Raw genomic sequence first — 20,260 nt, forward strand, 5'->3', positions numbered from 1 at the left:
GCCGCTATGACAGGGTGCGGCCGGGGTACCCCGCCGCGAGCGCCGACTGGCTCCTTCCACCCGGCGCGACGACCGCGGCCGACGTCGGCGCGGGTACAGGATTGTTCACGCAGCTCCTGGTGGAGCGCGGCCTGGGAGTGACGGCCGTCGATCCCTCGGCGGACATGCTGTCAGTGCTTCGGGAACGGGTTCCGGCCGTCGACATCCGAGCGGGTAGGGCCGAGGACACCGGACTCGCGTCCGGATCCGTCGACCTCGTCACCGTCGCCCAGGCCTGGCACTGGTGCGAGCCCGAGGCCGCCGCCAAGGAGGCCGCACGGATCCTCATTCCGGGGGGCACCCTGGCGGTCCTGTGGAACCAGTTGGATGTGGGCATTCCCTGGGTCCACCGCCTCTCGAGGATCATGCATGCCGGAGATGTCTACTCGCCTGGCTATGTGCCGGACTTCGGTGCGTCCTTCGCCGCACCCGAGGGACGACAGGAGCGCTGGGCACAGAAGCTCACTGCGTCCGACGTCGTCGACCTTGCCCGCTCGAGGGCCTACTACCAGCGCGCTGATGCTGCGACCCGCGCGAAGGTGGAGCGGAACCTCTCCTGGTACCTGCACGACTACCTCGCCTTCCCCGCGGACGGCGAGCTGACGCTTCCCTATTTCACCTCCGCCTGGCGGGCGCGGTCAAGGGTCTGAGGCTGTCGCTTTTCGGCACACCTAAGGCGTATGTTTAGGTATGCCGAAATACTCCTTCGGGAGAGGAATGGGCGCAGCCCTCCTGTCGCTGGCCCTGCTGCTCTCCGCCTGTTCGCCGCCTGCCGGGGCGCTGCCGGCTGGGGATGAGCACCGCGATGACCGTCCGGTGGTCATCACCACCTTCACGGTCCTCGCAGACCTCGCGGACGACGTGGGGGGTGGCCACGTCCGCGTGGAGTCCATCACCAAGGTGGGAGCCGAGATCCATGGGTACGAGCCGACGCCGTCGGACCTTGTTCGCGCCCAGGACGCCGATCTCATCCTCGACAACGGGCTCGGCCTCGAGCGCTGGTTCGAGCGGTTCCTGCTGTCGGTCGAGGTACCCCACGTGGTCCTGTCGGACGGCGTGGAGCCTCTGGACATCCGTTCCGGCGACTACGAAGGCCTGGCGAACCCGCACGCGTGGATGTCGCCGCTGGCCGCCCAGACCTACGTCGACAACATCGTCACCGCGCTCTCGGAGCTCGACCCCGGACACGCCGCCGATTTCGAACGCAACGGGACGCGCATCAAGGGGGAGCTCGCCGCCCTCCTCTCCGGGCTGCGCAAGGATGTCGCCGCGAACCCGGCCGCGGCACTCGTGACCTGCGAAGGGGCATTCTCCTACCTGGCCCGTGACGCCGGACTGCAGGAGGCGTTCATCTGGCCGGTCAACTCGGACACCGAGGGCACGCCGCGGCAGATCCGCGGGGTCATCGGGTTCGTGGAGGACAACGACGTCCCGGTGGTGTTCTGCGAATCGACGGTCAACCCATCCGCCCAGCAGCAGGTCTCCCTGGCGACCGGAGCGCGCCTCGAGGGCCCCCTGTACGTCGATTCGCTGTCGGGACCGGAGGGACCCGTCCCCTCCTTCCTCGACCTGCTGCGCTACGACATCCGCATCATCTCGGAAGGATTGAACCAGTGAGCCTGCCGGCACCCGCGCGAGATTCCGCACCAGCCGCCGCGCTGCACGTGACGGACCTCACCGTCACCTACAACGAGGTGCCGGCCCTCGACGCCGTTGACCTGACGCTGGACAGCGGGCTGATCTGCGGCCTCATCGGCGTCAACGGATCCGGGAAGTCGACGCTGTTCAAGACGCTCATGGGACTCGTCGAGCCGCAGGCGGGAAGCATCGCGCTCTTCGGCATGCCTCACCGGCAGGCACGACGCAGCGGGCTGGTGGCCTACATGCCACAGGCCGAGGACGTCGACTGGAACTTCCCGGTATCCGTGAACGACGTCGTCGCGATGGGCCGGTACGGGCATCTGGGAGCCACGCGGCGGCTGCGCCAGGCGGATCATGCCGCGGTGGGCGCCGCCCTGGAGAAGGTGGGCCTGGAATCCCTGCGCAAGCGGCAGATCGGGGAACTCTCGGGCGGCCAGCGCAAGCGCGCCTTCATCGCCCGAAGTATCGCCCAGGAGGCACAGCTCCTGTTGCTGGACGAGCCTTTCGCGGGCGTGGACCGCTCGAGTGAGGCAACCATGACCGTCCTCCTCAAGGAACTCCGGGACGAGGGCCGTTCGGTGCTGGTCTCGACACACAACCTCGCCGGCATTCCGGAGCTGTGCGACACCGCTGTCCTGCTTCACCAACGGGTCCTGGCGCACGGCACCCCCGCCGACGTCCTGACCTCGGAAAACCTCGCCAGGGCCTTCGGCACTATGGGATCGGACAACTGACATGGATATTCTTCCCTGGCTGACGGAACCGCTGCAGTACGGCTTCCTGACCCGGGCACTGCTGGTCACTCTGGCCGCCGCCGTCGTCTCCGCCGTGCTGTCCTGCTGGCTGATCCTCATGGGCTGGTCCCTCATGGGCGATGCCGTGTCCCATGCCGTGCTTCCCGGAGTCGCCCTGGCCTATATCGTGGGCATCCCGTTCTCCATCGGAGCGTTCATCTTCGGCGCGGGAGCAGTGGCTCTCATCGGTGCCGTGCGGGCCACCACCAAGCTCAAGCCGGACACGGTGATCGGCGTCGTCTTCACTGCCCTTTTCGCGGCAGGCCTCGCGATCGTCTCCAGCACCCCCGCGCAGGTCGATCTCATGCACATCCTGTTCGGCAATGTCCTGGGCGTCACCAGCAGCGAGCTGTGGCAGGTCCTCATCCTGGGAGCCGTGACCCTCGCCGTCGTGCTGTTCAAACGCCGGGACCTCACGCTGCTGGCCTTCGACCGCACGCACGCCCACGTGATTGGACTCAACACGAGGTTCCTCTCCGCCCTGCTGCTCGGACTGCTGGCTCTCAGCGTGGTGGTGGGCCTCCAGGCTGTGGGCATCATCCTGGTGGTGGCCATGCTGATCACCCCCGGCGCCACCGCCTTCCTGCTCACCCGGAGCTTCGACCACATGCTGGTGCTCGCGGTCGGAATCACCGTGGCAGCCGCGGTAGCGGGCGTCTACGCGAGCTACTACCTCGACATCTCCACCGGGGCCGCCGTGGTCCTTTCGCAATCCCTGGTCTTCACCGCGGTCTACCTGTTCGCACGGCCGAACGGACTGCTGTGGCAGCAGCGACGGCGCCGCATCCGCCGTCGCCGGACAGCGGCAGCCCCGCCTCCCCCAACGCGCGCAGCCTCCTCCACCACCGCAGCCGCACCACTGGGGAAGAGCTGACGTGTCGGCCAGGAAGGGGGCGGTGCACAGCATCGATTCATCAAGCGTGCAGGATTACGTCAAGACCATCTACGGGTTCACCGAGTGGCAGGAAACCCCTATCACGGCGTCACAGCTTGCGGTGCGTCTGGCCGTCGCCAACTCCTCGGTGACGGGAATGGTGGCGAAGCTTGTCGAGCTGGGGCTCGCACGGCATGAAAAGTACGGCCCCATCACCCTCACCCCCGCCGGCCTGGCGCTCGGCCTGGCAATGGTGCGCCGGCACCGCCTGATCGAAACCTTCCTCGTGGACCACCTCGGATACAGCTGGGACGAGGTCCACGATGAAGCGGAACTACTGGAGCACTCGGTGTCCGACACCTTCATCGAGCGGCTGGACCGGAAGCTGGGCCACCCCGTGCGGGATCCGCACGGTGATCCCATCCCGACCCCGAATGGCTTGATCTCCCGGCCCGACGCCGTGCGCCTGGATTCCCTCGACGACGGCCACCGCGCGCGCGTGGCGCGGATCAGCGACGACAACCCGGCAGTCCTCAAATTCCTTGCCGGCCATGCAGTGGGTCTTGACACTCCCCTGCTGGTGTCGGGGCGCGGACCGTTCGGCGCGCTGCTGACTGTTGCTGTCGGCGACGGGCCGGGCTCAGCGACGCTGCAGCTCGGTGGGGAACTTGTGGCCGCACTGTGGGTGGAGAGCCTCGGAACTCACGAGGGCTGCACCGTGGCGACTGTTTAGCCGCGTACACCTACAGCGCGAGCACCACCGCCAGCCCGACGGCGGCCGCAGCCAGCGCCGCACCCGCAGTGCCCAGCGCATAGGCAAGGGCGGCGAGGTAATTCCCTGATCGGATCAGCCGCACGGTGTCCAGGCTCGCCGTGCTGAACGTGGTGAAGCCTCCGAGGAAGCCGGTTCCCGCCACCACATGAGCGCCCTGCGCGAGGTCTCCGCGCAGCGCCAAGCCGGCAAGAACTCCCAGAAAAAACGATCCCGTGACGTTGATCAGCAGGATCCCCAGGGGAAAGGTGCCTCCGACGCGCTCCCGCACCGCGCCGTCGACCAGGAAGCGCGCCGCTGCTCCGGCTCCCCCGGCCAGCGCCGTCAGCAGGACGACGAGCACGCTCACTGTGCCTGCTCCGGTCCGGCCGCGGTGCGACCATCCGGGGAGCTGACGTCCGGCTCATTGCCGCGCCACCAGGACGCGGCTGCCACTCCCGCCGCCGCGCAGGCGATGCCGCCGACCAGGCTCAGTGCAACGTACACCGCTGCCAGTGCCGGGCGGCCGGCGCCGAGCAGGCTCACCGCCTCGAAGGCGAAGGCGCTGTAGGTGGTGAAGGCGCCGAGGAATCCCGTTCCAGCGCCCAGCCGCAGGACATCGGCGCGCCCGGCGTTCCGGGGGAAGACCAGCGACTCCAGCAGGACGCCGAGGAGGAAGGACCCCCCCAGGTTGACGAGCAGGGTCGGCAGCGGCCAGCCCCCGGTCGCCGGCACTGCCAGCGACACACCATAACGAGCCAGCGTGCCGAGGATGCCCCCTGCCAGCACGAGAGCCACGAAGGCCGGCCGGTGATGGAGCGCAACCGGCGAGTTCGGGGGACGCACCGGTTCACCTGGGCCAGACGGGGTCATGGTGGCACTCTAACCGAAGCACGGACAGGGGGATGAACAGGCGCACGGGCACGGAACGGCCAGACGCACGGACAGGCGCATCGACAAGGGCAGGCAAGACCGGCCCCTGCCGCGACCCAGTGCCTGCCCGCAGCGGATCGATCCCTAGACTGGGACGGACCGCACCCGCGCAATGGGAGGCCCGCATGACAACGCTCGGCATCGAAGAGGAATACCTGCTCCTGGAACCAGCCTCAGGGCTGCCCATGCACTGCGCCACGGACGTGCAGCACCTGCTGGCACGCTTGCCCGGCCTCAGCGACGACGACATCCAGCGCGAGCTGCTGAGCTGCCAGATCGAGACTGCAACCCCGGTGTGCGAGACGCTGACGCAGGCCGAGGAATCGCTCCTGAACTTCCGGCGGCAGCTGGCAGCAGCCGCCGGGGAGTGCGGGGCGCTTGCTGCGCCGACAGCAACGGCGCCGCGGATCGGGCAGCACTACCCGGAACTGACGGACAAGCAGCGGTACCGTGACCTCCAGCTCAGCGCTCCGGGCATTGTCGGCGACCAGTTCGTCAACGGCCTCCACGTGCACGTAGGGATACCGGACAAGGAATCCGGTATCCAAGCCCTCAACCGGATCCGGCCCTGGCTTCCGATCATCACGGCACTGAGCACCAATTCCCCTTACTGGATGGATCGTGACAGCGGTTTCGGTAGCTGGCGGGTCATCCACTACCGGCGCTGGGCGGTACAGGGCATTCCCCCGCTGTTTGCCGACGCCGCGGACTACGAGCGGCGCATCGGACAGCTCGAGGAGACGGGTGCCATCATCGACCGCGGCGTGCTGACCTGGGTAGCCCGGTTGTCGGAAACCTACCCCACCCTCGAGGTGCGCACGGGCGATGCCCAGCTCGAAGCCCAGGATTCGGTGCTGCTCGCCGCCCTGGTCCGCGGGCTCGTCACGACGGCGATCTCCGCAGCCCGTGCCGGCGCCCGCCTGCCCGCTCCGGACCCCGAACTGCTCGACGCCTCCCTCTGGCAGGCCGCGCGGGACGGCCTGACCGCCCACGCCATGGACCCGGAGACGGGCGTCCGCATGCCGGCCCGCCAGCGCCTCAGTGAACTGCTGGAGTTCATCGGCTCGGCGCTCGATGCGGAGGGTGACACCGCCTGGGTGGAATCGGCGCTCACCCGGCTGGAGGCGCAGGGCACCGGAGCTGAGCGCCAGCGCAGGGCCATGCGCGACGCCGGCATGCCCGGGCTGCTCGCGCTGTACCGGGATTCTCTGACGAACGAGCACTGAGCACCCTGCCGTCCCGGGGCCGACAACCCCATGCTGGTCGGTAGCGCCAATTAGCCAAGGGCGGCAGCCGGGTCAGTTCCGCTCGAATACGCGCACTTCCCACGGCCGCAGCTGACCGGGCGATCCGGCGTCGTAATTCCCCAGGAGCAGCCCGGAGGTTCCTCCGATGTCCTCCAGACCCGCCAGTGACAATCCGTCCCCGGAGACGTTCCCGAGGACCCGGATCGTCCGGGAGCCGAGAGTCCGCGTGAAGGCGTACAGCGCGGGATGATCCTCGTGCTGCAGGTCGAAACGGCCGAGGCGCACCACGTCGTTGTCGTGGCGGAGTGCGATGAGCTGCTGATAGAAGCGGTAGACGGATTTCTCCGCGGCGCGGTCGGCGTCGGCATTGATAACGGTGTAGTTGGGGTTCACGGCGAGCCAGGGCGTGCCGGAGGTGAACCCCGCGTGCTGCGCGTCCGACCACTGCACCGGGGTGCGGGCGTTGTCCCTGCTCATGATCCGCAGGGCCGCGAGGGCGTCCGCCTCGGTTACTCCCAGCTCTGTGGTGGCCTCCCGGAACCAGTTCACCGACTCGAGGTCCTGGAAGTCGTCCACCGAGGTGAAGGGGACGTTGGTCATGCCCAGTTCCTCGCCCTGGTAGATGTAGGGCGTTCCGCGGTGCAGGTGAAGCAGCGCGGCCCAGAGGGTGGCCGATTCGTAGCGGAAGGCGGCGTCGTCCCCGAAGCGTGAAACCAGCCGCGGCTGGTCGTGGTTATTGAGGTAGAGGCTGTTCCAGCCGGTCTCGGCCAGGCCCTTCTGCCAGCGGTTCCACGACGTCTTGAGGTCCAGCAGGTCCAGGCCGCGGTAGTCCCACTTGCCCCCCGGCCCCTGGTCGAGGCTGACGTGTTCGAACTGGAACACCATGTCAACTTCCCGGCGCGCCGGGTCCGTGAAAAGCTTCGCGTCATCGATCGTCACTCCGGGCATCTCGCCGACGGTGATCAGGTCGGCCTTGCGCCCGTCGAACACGGCGAGCGTCATCTCGTGAAGGAACTCGTGGATGCGCGGTCCGGACATGAAGTGCGGGCTACCGTCGCCCCACAGCTGACCGGCCGGCACACTACCGTCGGGCAGCGTTGTGTCCTTGGAAATGAAGTTGATGACGTCCATACGGAAGCCGTCGACGCCGCGGTCGAACCACCAGTTCATCATGGTGTAGACGGCGCCGCGCACCTCCGGGTTCTCCCAGTTGAGGTCCGGCTGTTCCGGCGCGAAAAGATGCAGGTAGTACTAATCGCTCTCCGGATCGAGGGTCCACGCCGGGCCGCTGAAGGCGGATCCCCAGTTGCTCGGCTCGGCGCCCCGCTCCCCTGCAGTGAAACCTTCGCGGGCATCGCGCCACCAGTACCAGTCGCGCTTGGGGTTATCCGGCGACGAAGCCGACTCGAGGAACCAGGGGTGCCGGCTGGAGGTGTGGTTGACCACGAGGTCCATGACCAGCTTCATGCCGCGCTCGTGAACACCGGCCAGAAGGGCGTCGAACTCCTCGAGCGTCCCGAAGACAGGGTCGATTTCCTGGTAGTCGCTGATGTCATAGCCGTTGTCGTGCTGGGGAGATTCGTAGATGGGCGAGAGCCAGAGAACGTCGACGCCGAGTTCGGCGAGATAGTCCAGCTTGCTGAGGACGCCGCCCAGATCCCCCATGCCGTCGCCGTTCGAGTCGGCGAAGCTGCGGGGGTAGATCTGGTAGACGACGGCGCTGGTCCACCAGGCCGGTTGTTCGATGCTCATGGTCGTTCCTCCTGAAGAATCGGCTGGACGGCGTGCAGTTCGATCAGCAGCGAGTGCTCGGGCAGGAGGACGGGCGCCTGGACCCCTGCGGCTTCCAGTAGCCTGCCCGTCATGCGGAGGGGTTCGCCCTCAAGGGCTGCCTGCAGCCACCCCAGTGGCGACTGCCCGTTGCCCTGCTGCTCCCGGTACGTCGGTGCCGGCGCGATACTGTAGAGGCTCTCCGGGTCGAGGCCGGGAAAGCGGAGCATGCCGGGCGGGTAGCTGGCGCTCGACGCCGTCAGGGAGTACCCGAACAGGGCGGATGAACGGTCCGCCGAGACGATTCCGCGGAGGTCCATCGCGGGATCGGGCAGGTCAGCATGGACCACGCCGCCCCGGTGAAGCCGCGCGCGCCACGTCTTGTGGAGAGCGACCCACTCGCCGAGCTGCACCATTTCCTCCGACGTCAGCTCCGAGATGTCCCACTCGATGCCGTAGTGGCCGAAGATCGCGGTCGATGCCCGGAATTCGAGTCCGTGCGTCCGTCCCGTGGAGTGCGAGACCGGACCGCCGATGTGCATGCCCATCAGCTCGGGCGGAACCAGCAGGCCGGTGTATTTCTGGTTGACGAGCCGCTCGATCGGGTCGATGCAGTCGCTGGTCCAGATCCGGTCGGTCCGGGCGAGGATGCCGAGGTCCACCCGGGCTCCTCCCGACGCGCAGCTCTCCACCTCGAGGCCCGGGTGCCGGCGCCTCAGCTCGTCCAGCAGTCGGTACAGTGCAGTGACGTTGCTCCGTGCCGCCGGCGCCCCGCTTCGGGTGTCGCCTGCCTCGAGGAGATCCCGGTTGTGGTCCCACTTGAGGTAGGCGATGTCGTACTCCGTGAGGATCGCGTCGAGGCGTCCGAGGATGTAGTCGTAGGCCTCGGCTATGGCCAGGTTGAGCACCTGCTGCTGGCGACCGGGCACGGGCAGCCGCCCTTCCGGCTGCAGGATCCAGTCGGGATGCGCGCGGGCGAGGTCCGAGTCGGGGTTGACCATTTCCGGTTCGAACCACAGGCCGAATTCCATCCCGAGGGAACGCACGTGGTCGAGGAGTGGGTGCAGGCCGTCCGGCCACACGGTCCCGTCCACGTACCAGTCACCCAGTCCGGCGGTGTCGTCCCGCCGCCCACGGAACCAGCCGTCGTCGAGCACGAACCTCTCGACGCCGATCGACGCCGCGGTGTCGGCGAGCGCCCTGAGCCGGTCGAGGTCGAGGTCGAAATAGACGGCCTCCCAGGTGTTGAGGGTGACCGGCCGGTCCCGGCGCGGGTGTGCCGGACGTGCCCGGAACTCGGAGTGGAAGCGTGCCGAGAGCTCGTTGAGCCCGTTCCCCCAGGAGCCGTAGGCGGGCGGCGCCTCGTAGCTTTCCCCTGGTTGGAGCACTCCCTCACCCGCGAGGAGGAGCTCCCCGGCGGCGAGGAACGACACCCCCGTCGGTGTCCTCTCTGCGGAAAAGCGGTGGTTGCCGCTCCACGCCGTATGCACGGCGTGGACGGTCCCTGTCTCGAAACCGAAGGAGGGTCCGCCCGCGGCGAGGAGCACCGTCGAGTCGGCGCCGGGGCGTCCACGCCGGCTCTCCCGCAGATACGTGCCTGTGGTGAGCGGGTGCCGCTGCGGTGAGCGTTCACGCAGATGCCGTCCGGTGGTGTCGAGGATCTCGACGGCCGCGGCGGGCAGCGGGAAAACGGGCTGGAGGGACCGCACCTCGTAGGGATCCTTCCCTACGTTCGTCAGCGAGAGGCGCTGGACCAGGAGTCCTGCCGCCGTGGCGTCGATGACGGCCTCGAACCGCAGCCCTCCGACCGGATCTTCGGCGGAGACCGTGACGGAGTGCTCCCTGACCTCCACCATCGTCGTGGCGATGGCAGGAAAAGTTCCGGTCCCCCCGCGGTCTCCCGTCAGGCCCGGTGTGCCCTGCCAGCCGAAGGCCTCGAGCGGCAACAGCGTCAGGCGGCCCGGCGTATCGATGCCGCCGGAGACCCGCTGGGGGCGGGCAGCCACGGCAAGGGCAGCAACCGCCTCCTGCGGTTGCGCCCCCAGTGCCGGCCCCCAGTACACGATGGCAGGAAGGCCCGGTGTCGTCGTATCCAGCACCACGCTCGTGCCCCCGCGGGAGAGGTGCACCGTCTGTTCAGTCATTGATCATGTATATCGCGAAAACAATATCCGGGCAGGCTACCGGCCCTGGTTCCGCCGGGTCAGTCCGATGATCAGGCACACGAGTCCGATCAGGAGCGGGACCAGGGCCAGGAGGGTGTGCGTTCCGCCGAGGTAGCTCATCACGAAGAAGTAGACGAAGGTGCCCCCGACCAGGAGCAGCCCGAGAACACGGAGAGCACGGCCCCGATTCGGCGGCGGCAGTGGCGGGAGCCACGGCGGCGGCCTGTCAGTCCAGCTCATGCGTCAAGTGTAATGGGCCTCCCCCGAGTGCCGGCGGCGTACCCCTCGGTGCCGGCAGAAGGGCACGGAAAAGCCAGTGGAATTCCTTCCACTGGCTCTTTCGTTAATTTGGTGGAGATGGCGGGAATTGAACCCGCGTCCGATGCAGTGTAGTCAGGGCTTCTCCGGGCGCAGTTCGCGTCGGTTTTTCTCGGCTTCAGCCATCGTGCAAACAAGTGGCTGCCAAGCCCAGTTGTATAAGAGTCCCCCCGGTTCCTACAACGAGAACCGGGAGCAGTGGCCCTCTAAATGACGCCAGTATCCGGGGCGAGAGCATACCCGGGCTGACGGACTAGCTAGGCTGCCTAGGCAGCGAGAGCGAAGTCAGTGCGCTTTGATTCGGCACTTATTGTTTTACAAGGAGCGTTTACGAGATAACCCTGTATCCTCGGCCCGCTTCCCCTGTCGCGACTAACATCGTCGAAACCTGTCATCCCCATATGTATTTTTCAAGGTATATCGCTTGCTCATGTGTCACTATCCGGCGCGTGCGTCCGCCGCTTTCCAGATGTACCAGTGTAACCCACGCATGGTCCCGGATTATTTCCGGCCGTCAGGGTTCGGGCGAGTCCGGGAAGGACACACCGAGGATCACCAGTTCCGGCTGCCAGATCGCCGTGACCACGAAGGAGACCGTCACGAAGGCGATCCCCAGGGCGGCAAGGGCGGTGGTCGCTGCCTGTTTCCTGCGGAAGCTCCACCAGAAGATCGCGGAGTTGAGCAGCACCAGAACGGGCGATGCCCACACCAGGACGCCGGCGAAGTAGACGTACACGAGGAAGAAGAACGGGATGAGGGACAGGATGCCGATCGGCACCACGGCGAACAGCAGCAAGAGGTTGACGACTGCACCCGCCGTCACCCACCACGGCCGCCGGTAATGGAGCTCGGATTGCTCGACGTCGTCGGCGTCGTTCTGGGCCTCCCAAAAAACATCACTCATAGGCTAGGCGCCGAGGTTCTTCTCACGCATGGCACGCAGGGCTTCCCGGTTGTCCTGCTTCTCGCGGAGGGTCTGCCGCTTGTCGTATTCCCGCTTGCCGCGGGCGACGGCGATTTCCACCTTCGCCCGCCCGTTGAGGAAATAGAGCTGCAGCGGAACGAGCGTGAAGCCCGACTCGCGCACCTTCTGGGAAATCTTCGTCAGTTCCTCACGGTGGAGGAGCAGTTTGCGCCGCCGTCGTGCCGCGTGGTTGGTCCAGCTGCCCTGCGAGTACTCGGAGATGTGGATGCCCTCGAGCCACAGTTCGTCGTTGTAGAAGACCGCGTAACCATCAACGAGCGAGGCCCGCCCGGCCCGCAGTGACTTCACCTCGGTGCCCATCAGGGCGATGCCGGCCTCGTAGGTATCCAGGACGGCGTAGTCGTGATGAGCCTTCCGATTGGTGGCCACGATCTTGCGGCCACTTTCCCTGGGCACGGTGCAACTCCTTAGTGACGCGGAACCGGCGGACCCGGAACAGTGCATCCCAGTCTACTGGTACAGCAGTGGGGCGGGGTCCACGAGGTTTCCGTTGAGCATGGTTTCGAAGTGCAGGTGGCAGCCCTTGGAATTGCCGGTATCTCCGACGGTGCCGATCATCTGGCCCGCGCTGACCCGTTGGCCCGGGGACACGGTGAAGCCGGACAGGTGGTAGAAGTTGCTCGCCAGGGCGTTCCTGCCGATCACGCCGTGATTCAGGACGACGCGGTTCCCTGCGCCTTCCAGGACGTCCGCGTCTGCGTACCAGACCTCGCCGGCAGCCGGTGCATACACCGGTGTTCCGCACGCCACGGCGAAATCGATGCCGGTGTGGTCGTACCCGCCGGTGCCGGCGAAGTCGATGGTGTCCAGGGGTGTCAGGCGCCAGCCAAAACCCGAGGAAACGGGTGCGTTGACCGGCATCCGCAGCCGGAAGGCGTCCGGCTCCGACGGCAGCGGCGCCGCGATGACCGGCGCAACGGGAACCACCGGCTGGGGTGCCACGGGTGCCGGAACCGGCGTCCGTGCTGCAGCGGCTTCGGCCTCCCACCGTGCATTCTCGGCACGTGCGGCGGCGTCGGCCTCGGCCTGGAGTCTTGCCGTTTCGGCCGCCGCCCTGGCGTCTGCCGCGGCCTGGAGGCGGGCTTCCTCGGCAAGTCTCGCTTCTTCGACCAGGCGGCGCTGGCGTTCCGCGATCTCCGCGTTGACCTTCCTGTGTGCCTCTTCCACGCTGGCCAGCCTTGCCTCGATGGCGGGTTTTTGTTCCTGCAGCTTCGCGGACAATGCTGAGGTGTCGTCAATGAGCCTGTCGACCGTGACCTTTTCCGAGTCCGCGGCATCGCGCGCCGCCTCCTCCGCCTGCAGCGCGGGGTCGGCCCTGGACTTCAGGACTTTTATCTCGTCCTCGACTGCTACGAGCCGCGCCCTGCTCTTGGCGTTGGTCGCGTCCTCCTGGGACAGGCGGTCCATGGCCGCGTTCTGCGACCGGAGCGCGGAACGCACCATGTCCATGGCGGAGGCCAGGCCGGCGGTTCCCTCTGATCCGAACATCAGGGACACGTTCGACGGCACGCCGCCGTTCTTGTAGGCCTGAGCGGCGATCTGGCCAACCACCTCGCGGGTTTCCTCCATCTCGGCCTTGTCCTCGGCGAGCTGACCGGTAATCCTCTCCAGCGTTTCCTGGGCGAGCTCCACCCGTGCGGCGAGGACGCTGACCTCGTCTGCCGTCGATTCGACCCGGCCCTGCGCAGCCGCCAGGGCCTCCTGTGCGGCCGGCAGCCGGCCCTGATACACCTTCAACTGTGCGACGGTGTCCGTAATGTCCGAGTCGAGGTATTCGAGGGACTCCTGGACCTCGGCCAGCTCGCTTTCCAATGCTCCCTTGCGGTCCTCGAGCTCTCCGGCGGCCACCGGCGTACTGAAGCCGAGTGCGAGCGCGACGAGAAGCGCCGCCGTCCCTCCGGCAGTGCTTCGAACAAGAACCGTGGTGGACCAGCCAGTCATCGCCTACACCTTCACATAGCGCTGGAGGGTCAGCAGGGAGGATGCCCCGGCCAGGAGGACAGCCAGGAGGATGAGCGCCGGCAACAGCAGCAGGACCTGGTGAGCCGAGATGAAGGCCGTGTCCGGGCACTGGCGGGCGAGGCGCGTGAGCAGGAAGCTGCTCGAGAGCCAGAGCGTACCGGAGGCAAGGACCGCGCCGACCACGGCGGCGATCACGCCCTCGAGGATGAACGGAAGCTGGATGACAGCCTTCGATGCCCCCACGAGACGCATGATTCCCGTTTCCCTGCGGCGGCTGAAGGCGGACAGACGGATGGTGGTGGCGATGAGCAGCACAGCGCACAGGGTCATGATCCCGGCAACGAGCAACGCACCGAGCGACGCCCGATTGAGCACCGTGAATACTCTCTCCAGCAGTTCGCGCTGGTCGCTGACGACGTCCACCCCCGGCAGGGAGGAAAACGCCTCGTCGATGATCTCGTACTTCTCGGCGTCCACGAGGCTCACCCGGAAGGATTCGGGCAGCTGGTCGGCAGTCACGGAATCCACGATGGGCGAGTTGGCGAACTGGTCCCGGAAATGGCGCAGGGCGTCGTCCTGTGATTCATACGCCACGGATGAGACATACCGGCTGAGGTTCTCGGCTCCGAACATGGCGCGGATGGCATCTCGCTGCTCGGCGGTGACCGGCCCTGCCGCGCACGTCGGCGAGGTCGAGTTGTCCACACACAGGAAGACTGCAATCTCGACGCGGTCGTACCAGTAACCCTTCATCTGGCCGATCTGCAGCTGGAGGAGACCTGCGGCGCCCACGAAGGTCAACGAAATGAAGGTGACCAGCACCACCGAGATCACCATCGAGAGATTCCGCCGAAGCCCCAAGCCGATCTCCGAGAGGATGAACGCCGCTCTCACAGGGCCGCCGCTGCGATCGCTCCCTCGTACACGCCCTGCGCTTCGTCGCGCACCACCCGGCCGTTCCGCAGTTCCACGACGCGTTTCCGCAGGGTGTCCACGATGTCGTCGTCGTGCGTGGCCATCACCACCGTGGTGCCGTTCTGGTTGACGCGCTCGAGCACCCTCATGATGCCCATGGACGTGGTGGGGTCGAGGTTTCCGGTGGGCTCGTCGGCCAGCAGGATGCCCGGCCGGTTGACGATGGCACGCGCAATGGCCACCCGCTGCTGCTCTCCGCCGGACAGCTCATGGGGCATGCGGTTGTTCTTTCCCTCAAGGCCCACGGTCCGGAGCACGTCGGGCACGGTTTCGCGGATCATGGGACGGCTCTTCCCGATGACCTGCATGGCGAAGGCCACGTTCGCGAAGACGGTCTTGTTGGGGAGCAGGCGGAAGTCCTGGAAGACGACGCCGATACCCCGCCGGAGGCGCGGGACGCGCCAGCTGGGAATGGTGGCGACGTTGCGCCCTGCGACGTGGACCGCGCCGTGTGACGCGTGGTCCTCCTTCAGGACAAGACGGATGAAGGTGCACTTGCCAGACCCGGAGGCTCCGACCAGGAACACGAATTCGCCGCGGCTGACCTCAAGGGAGACGCCGTCGAGTGCCGGGCGCGACCTAGGGTCGTAGGTCTTGGTGACGTTGTCGAATCGAATCATGACTGCCTGCGTCTACATTGCGGCTGGGTTCGGCTACTTCTTGCCCAGTGCTGGCAGGAGGAGGGCATGCGCACGGAAAAGGGGCCGCCAGCTCTTCGACTATAGCCGCCGAGTTACCATTGTGACCCTTGTTGCAGGAGTGTTTCTGCACGACGCGGTGGTGGCACCGCCCGGTTCCTACTGGTCGGCGTTGCGGTTATTGGTACGCCACCGGATCCCGGCGTCGATGAAATCATCGATTTCGCCGTCGAAGACCGCTGATGTGTTCCCGACTTCGTGCTCGGTGCGCAGGTCCTTCACCATCTGGTACGGGTTGAGGACATAGGAGCGCATCTGATCTCCCCAGGAAGCTTTGACGTCACCTGCGAATGCCTTCTTCTCGGCGTCTTCCTGTTCCTTCTTGAGCAGGAGCAGCCGCGATTGCAGCACGCGCATTGCGGCAGCCCGGTTCTGGATCTGCGACTTCTCATTCTGCATCGACACCACCAGCCCCGTGGGTAGGTGCGTCAACCGGACCGCGGAGTCCGTGGTGTTGACCGATTGCCCGCCGGGCCCTGATGACCGGAAGACGTCCACGCGGATCTCGTTGTCGGGCACCTCGATCACGTCGGTCTGCTCGATCAGGGGGATGACCTCGACGGCGGCGAACGAGGTCTGCCGACGGCCCTGGTTATCGAAGGGGCTGATACGCACGAGGCGGTGGGTTCCGGCTTCTACGGACAGGGTTCCGAAGGCGTAGGGTGCCTTCACCTCGAAGGTGGCGGATTTCAGCCCGGCTTCCTCCGCGTAGGAGGTGTCAAGGACCTGCGTGGGGTAGCCGTGGCGCTCCGCCCAGCGCAGGTACATTCGCAGCAGCATCTCGGCGAAGTCCGCTGCATCCACTCCACCGGCTCCCGAGCGGATGCTGACTACTGCTTCCCGCTCGTCCCACTCACCTGCGAGCAGCGTGACGATCTCGAGTTCGTCCAGTGCCTTGCCCAGAGAGACCAGTTCCCGTTCCGCCTCAGCCAAGGACTCGGCGTCGGATTCATCCTGAGCCAGTTCCACGAGGACCTCGAGGTCCTCGATGCGTGCGTCCAGGCTTTCGAGTCGACCCAGGGCGGACTGGCGGTGGGAAAGCTTGGAGGTGACCCGCTGCCCGGCGGAGGGGTCATCCCACAGATCCGGCGCACCGGCCTCCTCGCTGAGCTCCGCGATGTCCTTGCGGATGCCCTCGACATCGGATACCTGCTCGATCGACACGTACTTGGCGCGCAGGGCGCGTATTTCTGCGGGAAAGTCAGTGGCTGCCATGATGTTCCAGCCTACGTCATGGGATTTGAGTGGCGTTTGCAGGTCAGTCAGTCTGCGGCTCAGCGCGTCAGCTCCGAGCGGGCATCCGCCACCGCCGTGATGGGGATTCCCGCCGGCACCAGGATGCTGACGACCGGCGGGCGGACGACGGCCGTCAGGACGACGCGCGCGGTCCTGCCGTCCGGCGCCCCCGTTCCGGGGTCGATGGACAGCCCGGAGAACCGCCCACCAGCACCGACCCGGTCGAGATAATCGCCCACCGACGCCTGTACGGCCGGCCCGCTCAGGGACGGGAGGGGCATCCCGGGCCCGCCTGATCCTCCGACGATGCTGAACGAGTCCGCTGCCGCCAGAGCCGCTCCGTCCGCGACGGACAACAGCTTCTTGTGCTCTATATATACGGCCGAAATCGCCATCACCACAGTGAGGACCAACAGCGAGATCAGGAGATAGCCGATGATCAGGACGCTCACCTGACCCTCGTCGTCCCCAATCCTCAACCTGCATCCGTTGACCGTCATCCGTACCGCTCGACGATCTGCGTCGACGTCGACGTGAGCGTCGCTGCCGAGGTGTTGATGCCGGGCATGGTCGGGATGAGGGGTAGCGGCACCTCCAGTTCGACCACGACCGTCACGCTCGAAGCAGGTGCCAGGCACGTACCCTCGCAGGCGATGTCGATGCGCACCTGCTCCCCGGAGAAGCCGAAGTCGGACAGCGCCAGCAGAACGGCCTGGCGTGCCTGTTGGTCCGCCGCCTCCTGGCTCGCGGCATTGGCGTAGACCTTCGCGGCCTGGTCAGCGGCCCCGACAACGGCGAAGGATCCGCCCTGGAGCGCGCCGACAGTCAGCACCAGGTAGACGACAGGGACGAGCAGGAGGAGACCGAGGAAGGTGAACTCGACGACTGCACTGCCGCCCTCCCCTGCTGCCCCCGGGGTAATGACACGGGAGAAAGGACAGGGCTGGGACCCGGTGTCCTCAGGGCGGCAGTGCCGCATGGCCTCGCACCTCCAGGAACCCCGCGGGTCCGATCAGTCCGAGAACCGGAAGTGGCGCACGGACGGTGATCTCGAGGGTTGCGACGCCGCCGACGTCGGATTGCCCCACCGAGATGTCCTCGCTGAAGCGCTCCCCGAGGGTCAGCGAGATGAGCGACGCCGTCCGCACCTCCGCGTCCCCTGCCGTGCGGTCGGCGAGTGTTCCGAACCGCGCACCCGAGGACGCCGCATCGACCAGCGTATTGCGCACATGGAGCACAAGGGTCAACTGCACGATCGCCAGGAAGATGACGGTTAACAGGCCGCCGATCAGCGCGAAGTCGACCACCGCGGAACCGTCTTCGGCCGCGCTCCGCGCCCGCTTCGGCGGGATCCGGGCTCGAGCGTGCACCTAGCGCGATACCTGGCCGATGGCCGATTCGAAGAGACCCTGGAGTGCCGGGCCGGCCAGCGCGAGAAGGCCGGCCACGAGCACCGCCGACATCAGCGTGATCATCACCCACCCCGGAACGTCGCCGCGCTCGCCGTCGTCCCCGGGCCTACCGGGGAGCAGGGTGCCCACGTAGGAGACAAGGAGCTTTCGGAAGGAGCTGCTAAACCTGCGCATATTCGTCCTTTGTCGAGCGGTTGGGACTCCCGTGGTACTAGAAGCCCAGGTTGATGAGTGCAAGACCCGGATAGACGGCAAAGACCACGGTCAACGGAAGGACTCCGAAAACCAGGGGGACCATCATGGCGATTTCCTTCCTGCCGGCCGACTCCATGAGCTCCCGCTTCGCCAGATCGCGCACGTCCTGGGCCTGGGCGCGCAGCACATCCGCGAGCGGTGTCCCCCGCTGCACCGCGACGCTGAGCCCGTCGACGAAGCGGGCCAAAGGAGCCAGCTGCGTGCGGTGGGAGAACTCCTGCAGGGCCTCGATGAGCGGCATGCCGGCTCGCGTCTCAGCCAGGACCCGTCCGAATTCGCCGGCGAGCTCTCCGTTGGCAGTGCGGCAGATCCTTTCCAGCGCGCCCGTGGCACTCTCCCCCGCACTGACGGCCAGGGCCATCAGCTCGGCAAGGCTGGGGAATTCGGCGATCATCCGCGCCTCCCGCTTCCGGATGTGGCGGGACAGCAGGAAGTCGCGCAGGGCGAACCCACCGGCACCACAGGCCAGCACGACGGCGACTCCGAACAGGACGCTTGCCCGCCCTGCCGCGGAGTACAACACCATGACGATGGTGGAGCCGGCCAACCCGCCAGCGGCCCAGAGGATCTGCTGGGCCCGGAAGTCCAGCACTGACTGTCCGGTCCCGGCCTGGACCAGGCGCTTCGCGAGGACGGTGGACGCCGGATTGAACTTGTTGAGCCGGCCGACAGCGTCCGCCAGTAACGGGCGAAGTATCCGCTCGAGCGGGCCGAACGGCATGAGCGAGGCGGGTTGCGTCAGAAGCAGGCGGGACTGGACATCCACTGCCCTCAGCGAAGGACCGATGCGGTCAACGAAACGCAGACGGCGCATCGCCGGAACCCTCACGGTGATCAGCCACACCCCAGCTCCCAGTACTCCACCGAGGAGTACCGACAGCGCAAGTATCGGGCTCACCGGAAGACCCGCTCATCCTGAGGCAGTGCACCGATCTTCAGCATGATCCGGTAGCACAGCACCGAGACCACCAGCCCTCCGAGGAGGACCAGGGAACCGGTAGCAGTGTTGTAGGCCCGGACTGCTTCGGGCCGGGTCGCGAGAAGCATCAGCACAAACCACGGCGCCGTGACGGCGAGACGTGCCGCGTTGACTGTCCATGACTGCCGTGCCTCGAGTTCGCTCCGGGTTCGGGCGCTGTCCCGAAGGAACTCGGACAGCGTCCCGAGGAGTCGCCCCAGGTCGGAGCCACCCACCTCCCGTGTCATGCGCAGCGCCTCGATTATCCGGTCGGCCACAGGGTCTGCAAGGCGGACCTTCAACCGGCTCAGGGAGTCATCGAACTGGCCGCCCGCACGGTAGTCGGACCCGAAGGCGAGGAATGCCTGCCGCAGTTCGACCGGGCCTTTGTCCCCGAGCTGGATGAGTGCCTCAGGCAGGGACAGGCCCGCCCGGATCGCCGACCGCAGGTGATCCACCACATCCGGCCAGACCTCCCGCAGCGAGGCAGTCCTCCTGTTCGCCCTCCACCGAACCACGACGAGAGGGATGAACCCACCGAAAAGGGCGAAGCACAGGGCTATGGGCAGCGATCGCGTCAGGACGAGGATCAGCAGGAGGACGACCGCGCCGAGTGCGGCGCAGCTCGCCACAAGGCCCCCCGCGGAAACCCTCTCCACTCCTGCCCGGACCAGGAGCTCATCGAGGCGGTGCGTTCGCTTCACTTTCGCGGTATCGTCCGCGTCGGCGACCCAGCAGGACCACCAGATGAGAAACAGTCCGGCCCCCAGTGAGATCCCCAGCGCGGCTGTCACGAGCGGTCCTCAAGGAGGGCGGCAACGTTCACTCCCGCTTCGGCAAACTTCTCCTCGGCAGGCATGGACGTTGCGCTGACCACCAATCGTCCTTTGATACGTTTGAAGACCGGAGAAGATTCGATGATCCCGTTCTCCACCCGTCTGCCCAGGGCCAGTATTTCCATCACCTGGCGTGCACCGCCGCTCACCCTGGCACAGTGCACCACCAGGTCGATGCAGGAAGCGACGGTGGGGACAACGAAGGCGCTGGAGATGTTCGAGCCGGCGAGCAGTGGCAGGGTACAGATTTTCGTGACGGCGTCGTGTGCACTGTTGGCGTGGACGCTGCACATTCCGGGGAGGCCGCTGTTGAGGGCGACCAGCATGTCCAGGCTTTCGGCTTCGCGGACTTCCCCGACGATCAACCGGTCGGGCCGCATCCGCAGCGCCTCCTTGACGAGTCTGCGCAGC

General features: G+C 66.7%; 23 protein-coding genes, 1 other RNA gene and 1 pseudogene. 6 read left to right on the top strand and 19 right to left on the bottom strand.

Features of this window, described 5'->3' with window-relative positions; translation table 11 throughout:
• The 5 genes from Y704_RS21260 to Y704_RS0113310 all read left to right on the top strand — a co-directional run.
• Positions 1-689: class I SAM-dependent methyltransferase (locus tag Y704_RS21260; protein WP_081747651.1), on the top strand; the 689-nt coding region annotated here is incomplete at its 5' end.
• A gap of 40 nt (positions 690-729) precedes the next feature.
• On the top strand, positions 730-1,656 hold the full coding sequence (locus Y704_RS0113295) for a metal ABC transporter substrate-binding protein (protein ID WP_035772785.1): 927 nt from the start codon (positions 730-732) through the stop codon (positions 1,654-1,656).
• Complete coding sequence (locus tag Y704_RS0113300; RefSeq protein WP_253904338.1) at positions 1,653-2,414, top strand: metal ABC transporter ATP-binding protein; 762 nt, start codon at positions 1,653-1,655, stop codon at positions 2,412-2,414. Before Y704_RS0113295 ends, Y704_RS0113300 begins: the two co-directional genes overlap by 4 nt.
• Before the next feature lies 1 nt (position 2,415).
• Positions 2,416-3,348: a metal ABC transporter permease gene (locus Y704_RS21265; RefSeq protein WP_051477052.1), complete on the top strand. Its 933-nt coding sequence runs from the start codon at positions 2,416-2,418 to the stop codon at positions 3,346-3,348.
• A gap of 22 nt (positions 3,349-3,370) precedes the next feature.
• Positions 3,371-4,081 carry a metal-dependent transcriptional regulator gene (locus Y704_RS0113310; protein WP_035772786.1) on the top strand — a complete coding sequence of 237 codons (711 nt, stop codon included), beginning with the start codon at positions 3,371-3,373 and terminating at the stop codon, positions 4,079-4,081.
• A 10-nt stretch (positions 4,082-4,091) separates the two neighbouring features.
• Here Y704_RS0113310 and crcB read toward each other — a convergent pair whose 3' ends face one another.
• Both crcB and Y704_RS21270 read right to left on the bottom strand, forming a co-directional pair.
• On the bottom strand, positions 4,092-4,469 hold the full coding sequence (gene crcB, locus Y704_RS0113315; protein WP_026550482.1) for a fluoride efflux transporter CrcB: 378 nt from the start codon (positions 4,467-4,469) through the stop codon (positions 4,092-4,094).
• Positions 4,466-4,972, bottom strand: coding sequence for a fluoride efflux transporter FluC (locus tag Y704_RS21270; RefSeq protein ID WP_081747652.1), 507 nt, complete (start codon positions 4,970-4,972; stop codon positions 4,466-4,468). The genes crcB and Y704_RS21270 overlap by 4 nt, the downstream gene beginning before the upstream one ends.
• Before the next feature lie 185 nt (positions 4,973-5,157).
• On the opposite strand from Y704_RS21270, the gene Y704_RS0113325 reads away from it, so the two are divergent.
• A complete protein-coding gene (locus Y704_RS0113325; protein WP_026550483.1) occupies positions 5,158-6,258 on the top strand; it encodes a carboxylate-amine ligase in 1,101 nt (366 codons plus the stop codon).
• Positions 6,259-6,330: 72 nt separating this feature from the next.
• Here Y704_RS0113325 and Y704_RS21275 read toward each other — a convergent pair.
• From Y704_RS21275 to Y704_RS25340, 17 genes and pseudogenes are all read right to left on the bottom strand, one after another.
• A pseudogene (locus Y704_RS21275) lies at positions 6,331-8,031 on the bottom strand (alpha-glucosidase).
• Positions 8,028-10,193 (bottom strand): alpha-galactosidase, encoded by a 2,166-nt coding sequence (locus Y704_RS0113335; protein WP_026550484.1) that lies wholly within the window; start codon positions 10,191-10,193, stop codon positions 8,028-8,030. The pseudogene Y704_RS21275 and the gene Y704_RS0113335 overlap by 4 nt, the downstream one beginning before the upstream one ends.
• Before the next feature lie 36 nt (positions 10,194-10,229).
• A complete protein-coding gene (locus Y704_RS0113340) occupies positions 10,230-10,454 on the bottom strand; it encodes a hypothetical protein (protein ID WP_026550485.1) in 225 nt (74 codons plus the stop codon).
• A gap of 109 nt (positions 10,455-10,563) precedes the next feature.
• Positions 10,564-10,931: a transfer-messenger RNA gene (ssrA, locus tag Y704_RS23520) on the bottom strand.
• A 115-nt stretch (positions 10,932-11,046) separates the two neighbouring features.
• Complete coding sequence (locus Y704_RS0113345; protein WP_026550486.1) at positions 11,047-11,436, bottom strand: hypothetical protein; 390 nt, start codon at positions 11,434-11,436, stop codon at positions 11,047-11,049.
• Positions 11,437-11,439: 3 nt separating this feature from the next.
• A complete protein-coding gene (gene smpB / locus Y704_RS0113350; protein ID WP_026550487.1) occupies positions 11,440-11,913 on the bottom strand; it encodes an SsrA-binding protein SmpB in 474 nt (157 codons plus the stop codon).
• 54 nt (positions 11,914-11,967) lie between these two features.
• On the bottom strand, positions 11,968-13,458 hold the full coding sequence (locus Y704_RS0113355) for a M23 family metallopeptidase (protein ID WP_026550488.1): 1,491 nt from the start codon (positions 13,456-13,458) through the stop codon (positions 11,968-11,970).
• A gap of 3 nt (positions 13,459-13,461) precedes the next feature.
• Positions 13,462-14,373: a permease-like cell division protein FtsX gene (gene ftsX / locus Y704_RS0113360; protein ID WP_026550489.1), complete on the bottom strand. Its 912-nt coding sequence runs from the start codon at positions 14,371-14,373 to the stop codon at positions 13,462-13,464.
• Positions 14,370-15,074 (bottom strand): cell division ATP-binding protein FtsE, encoded by a 705-nt coding sequence (gene ftsE, locus Y704_RS0113365; protein ID WP_026550490.1) that lies wholly within the window; start codon positions 15,072-15,074, stop codon positions 14,370-14,372. Before ftsE ends, ftsX begins: the two co-directional genes overlap by 4 nt.
• 177 nt (positions 15,075-15,251) lie before the next feature.
• A complete protein-coding gene (gene prfB, locus Y704_RS0113370) occupies positions 15,252-16,367 on the bottom strand; it encodes a peptide chain release factor 2 (RefSeq protein ID WP_026550491.1) in 1,116 nt (371 codons plus the stop codon).
• Positions 16,368-16,426: 59 nt separating this feature from the next.
• On the bottom strand, positions 16,427-16,867 hold the full coding sequence (locus tag Y704_RS0113375) for a pilus assembly protein TadG-related protein (RefSeq protein ID WP_343212847.1): 441 nt from the start codon (positions 16,865-16,867) through the stop codon (positions 16,427-16,429).
• A gap of 17 nt (positions 16,868-16,884) precedes the next feature.
• Complete coding sequence (locus tag Y704_RS0113380) at positions 16,885-17,367, bottom strand: hypothetical protein (RefSeq protein WP_253904339.1); 483 nt, start codon at positions 17,365-17,367, stop codon at positions 16,885-16,887.
• A complete protein-coding gene (locus Y704_RS0113385) occupies positions 17,348-17,758 on the bottom strand; it encodes a TadE/TadG family type IV pilus assembly protein (RefSeq protein ID WP_253904340.1) in 411 nt (136 codons plus the stop codon). The genes Y704_RS0113380 and Y704_RS0113385 overlap by 20 nt, the downstream gene beginning before the upstream one ends.
• A complete protein-coding gene (locus tag Y704_RS21280; protein WP_035772787.1) occupies positions 17,759-17,974 on the bottom strand; it encodes a hypothetical protein in 216 nt (71 codons plus the stop codon). It abuts the gene before it with no gap.
• 37 nt (positions 17,975-18,011) lie between these two features.
• Positions 18,012-18,953: a type II secretion system F family protein gene (locus Y704_RS0113395; protein WP_026550495.1), complete on the bottom strand. Its 942-nt coding sequence runs from the start codon at positions 18,951-18,953 to the stop codon at positions 18,012-18,014.
• Positions 18,950-19,807 (bottom strand): type II secretion system F family protein, encoded by an 858-nt coding sequence (locus tag Y704_RS0113400; RefSeq protein ID WP_026550496.1) that lies wholly within the window; start codon positions 19,805-19,807, stop codon positions 18,950-18,952. The genes Y704_RS0113395 and Y704_RS0113400 overlap by 4 nt, the downstream gene beginning before the upstream one ends.
• On the bottom strand, positions 19,804-20,260 hold a 457-nt coding region (locus Y704_RS25340; RefSeq protein WP_253904341.1), incomplete at its 5' end, for an ATPase, T2SS/T4P/T4SS family. The genes Y704_RS0113400 and Y704_RS25340, both read right to left, overlap by 4 nt.

The organism is Arthrobacter sp. Br18, from assembly GCF_000520555.1.
GTDB lineage: Bacteria > Actinomycetota > Actinomycetes > Actinomycetales > Micrococcaceae > Arthrobacter_D.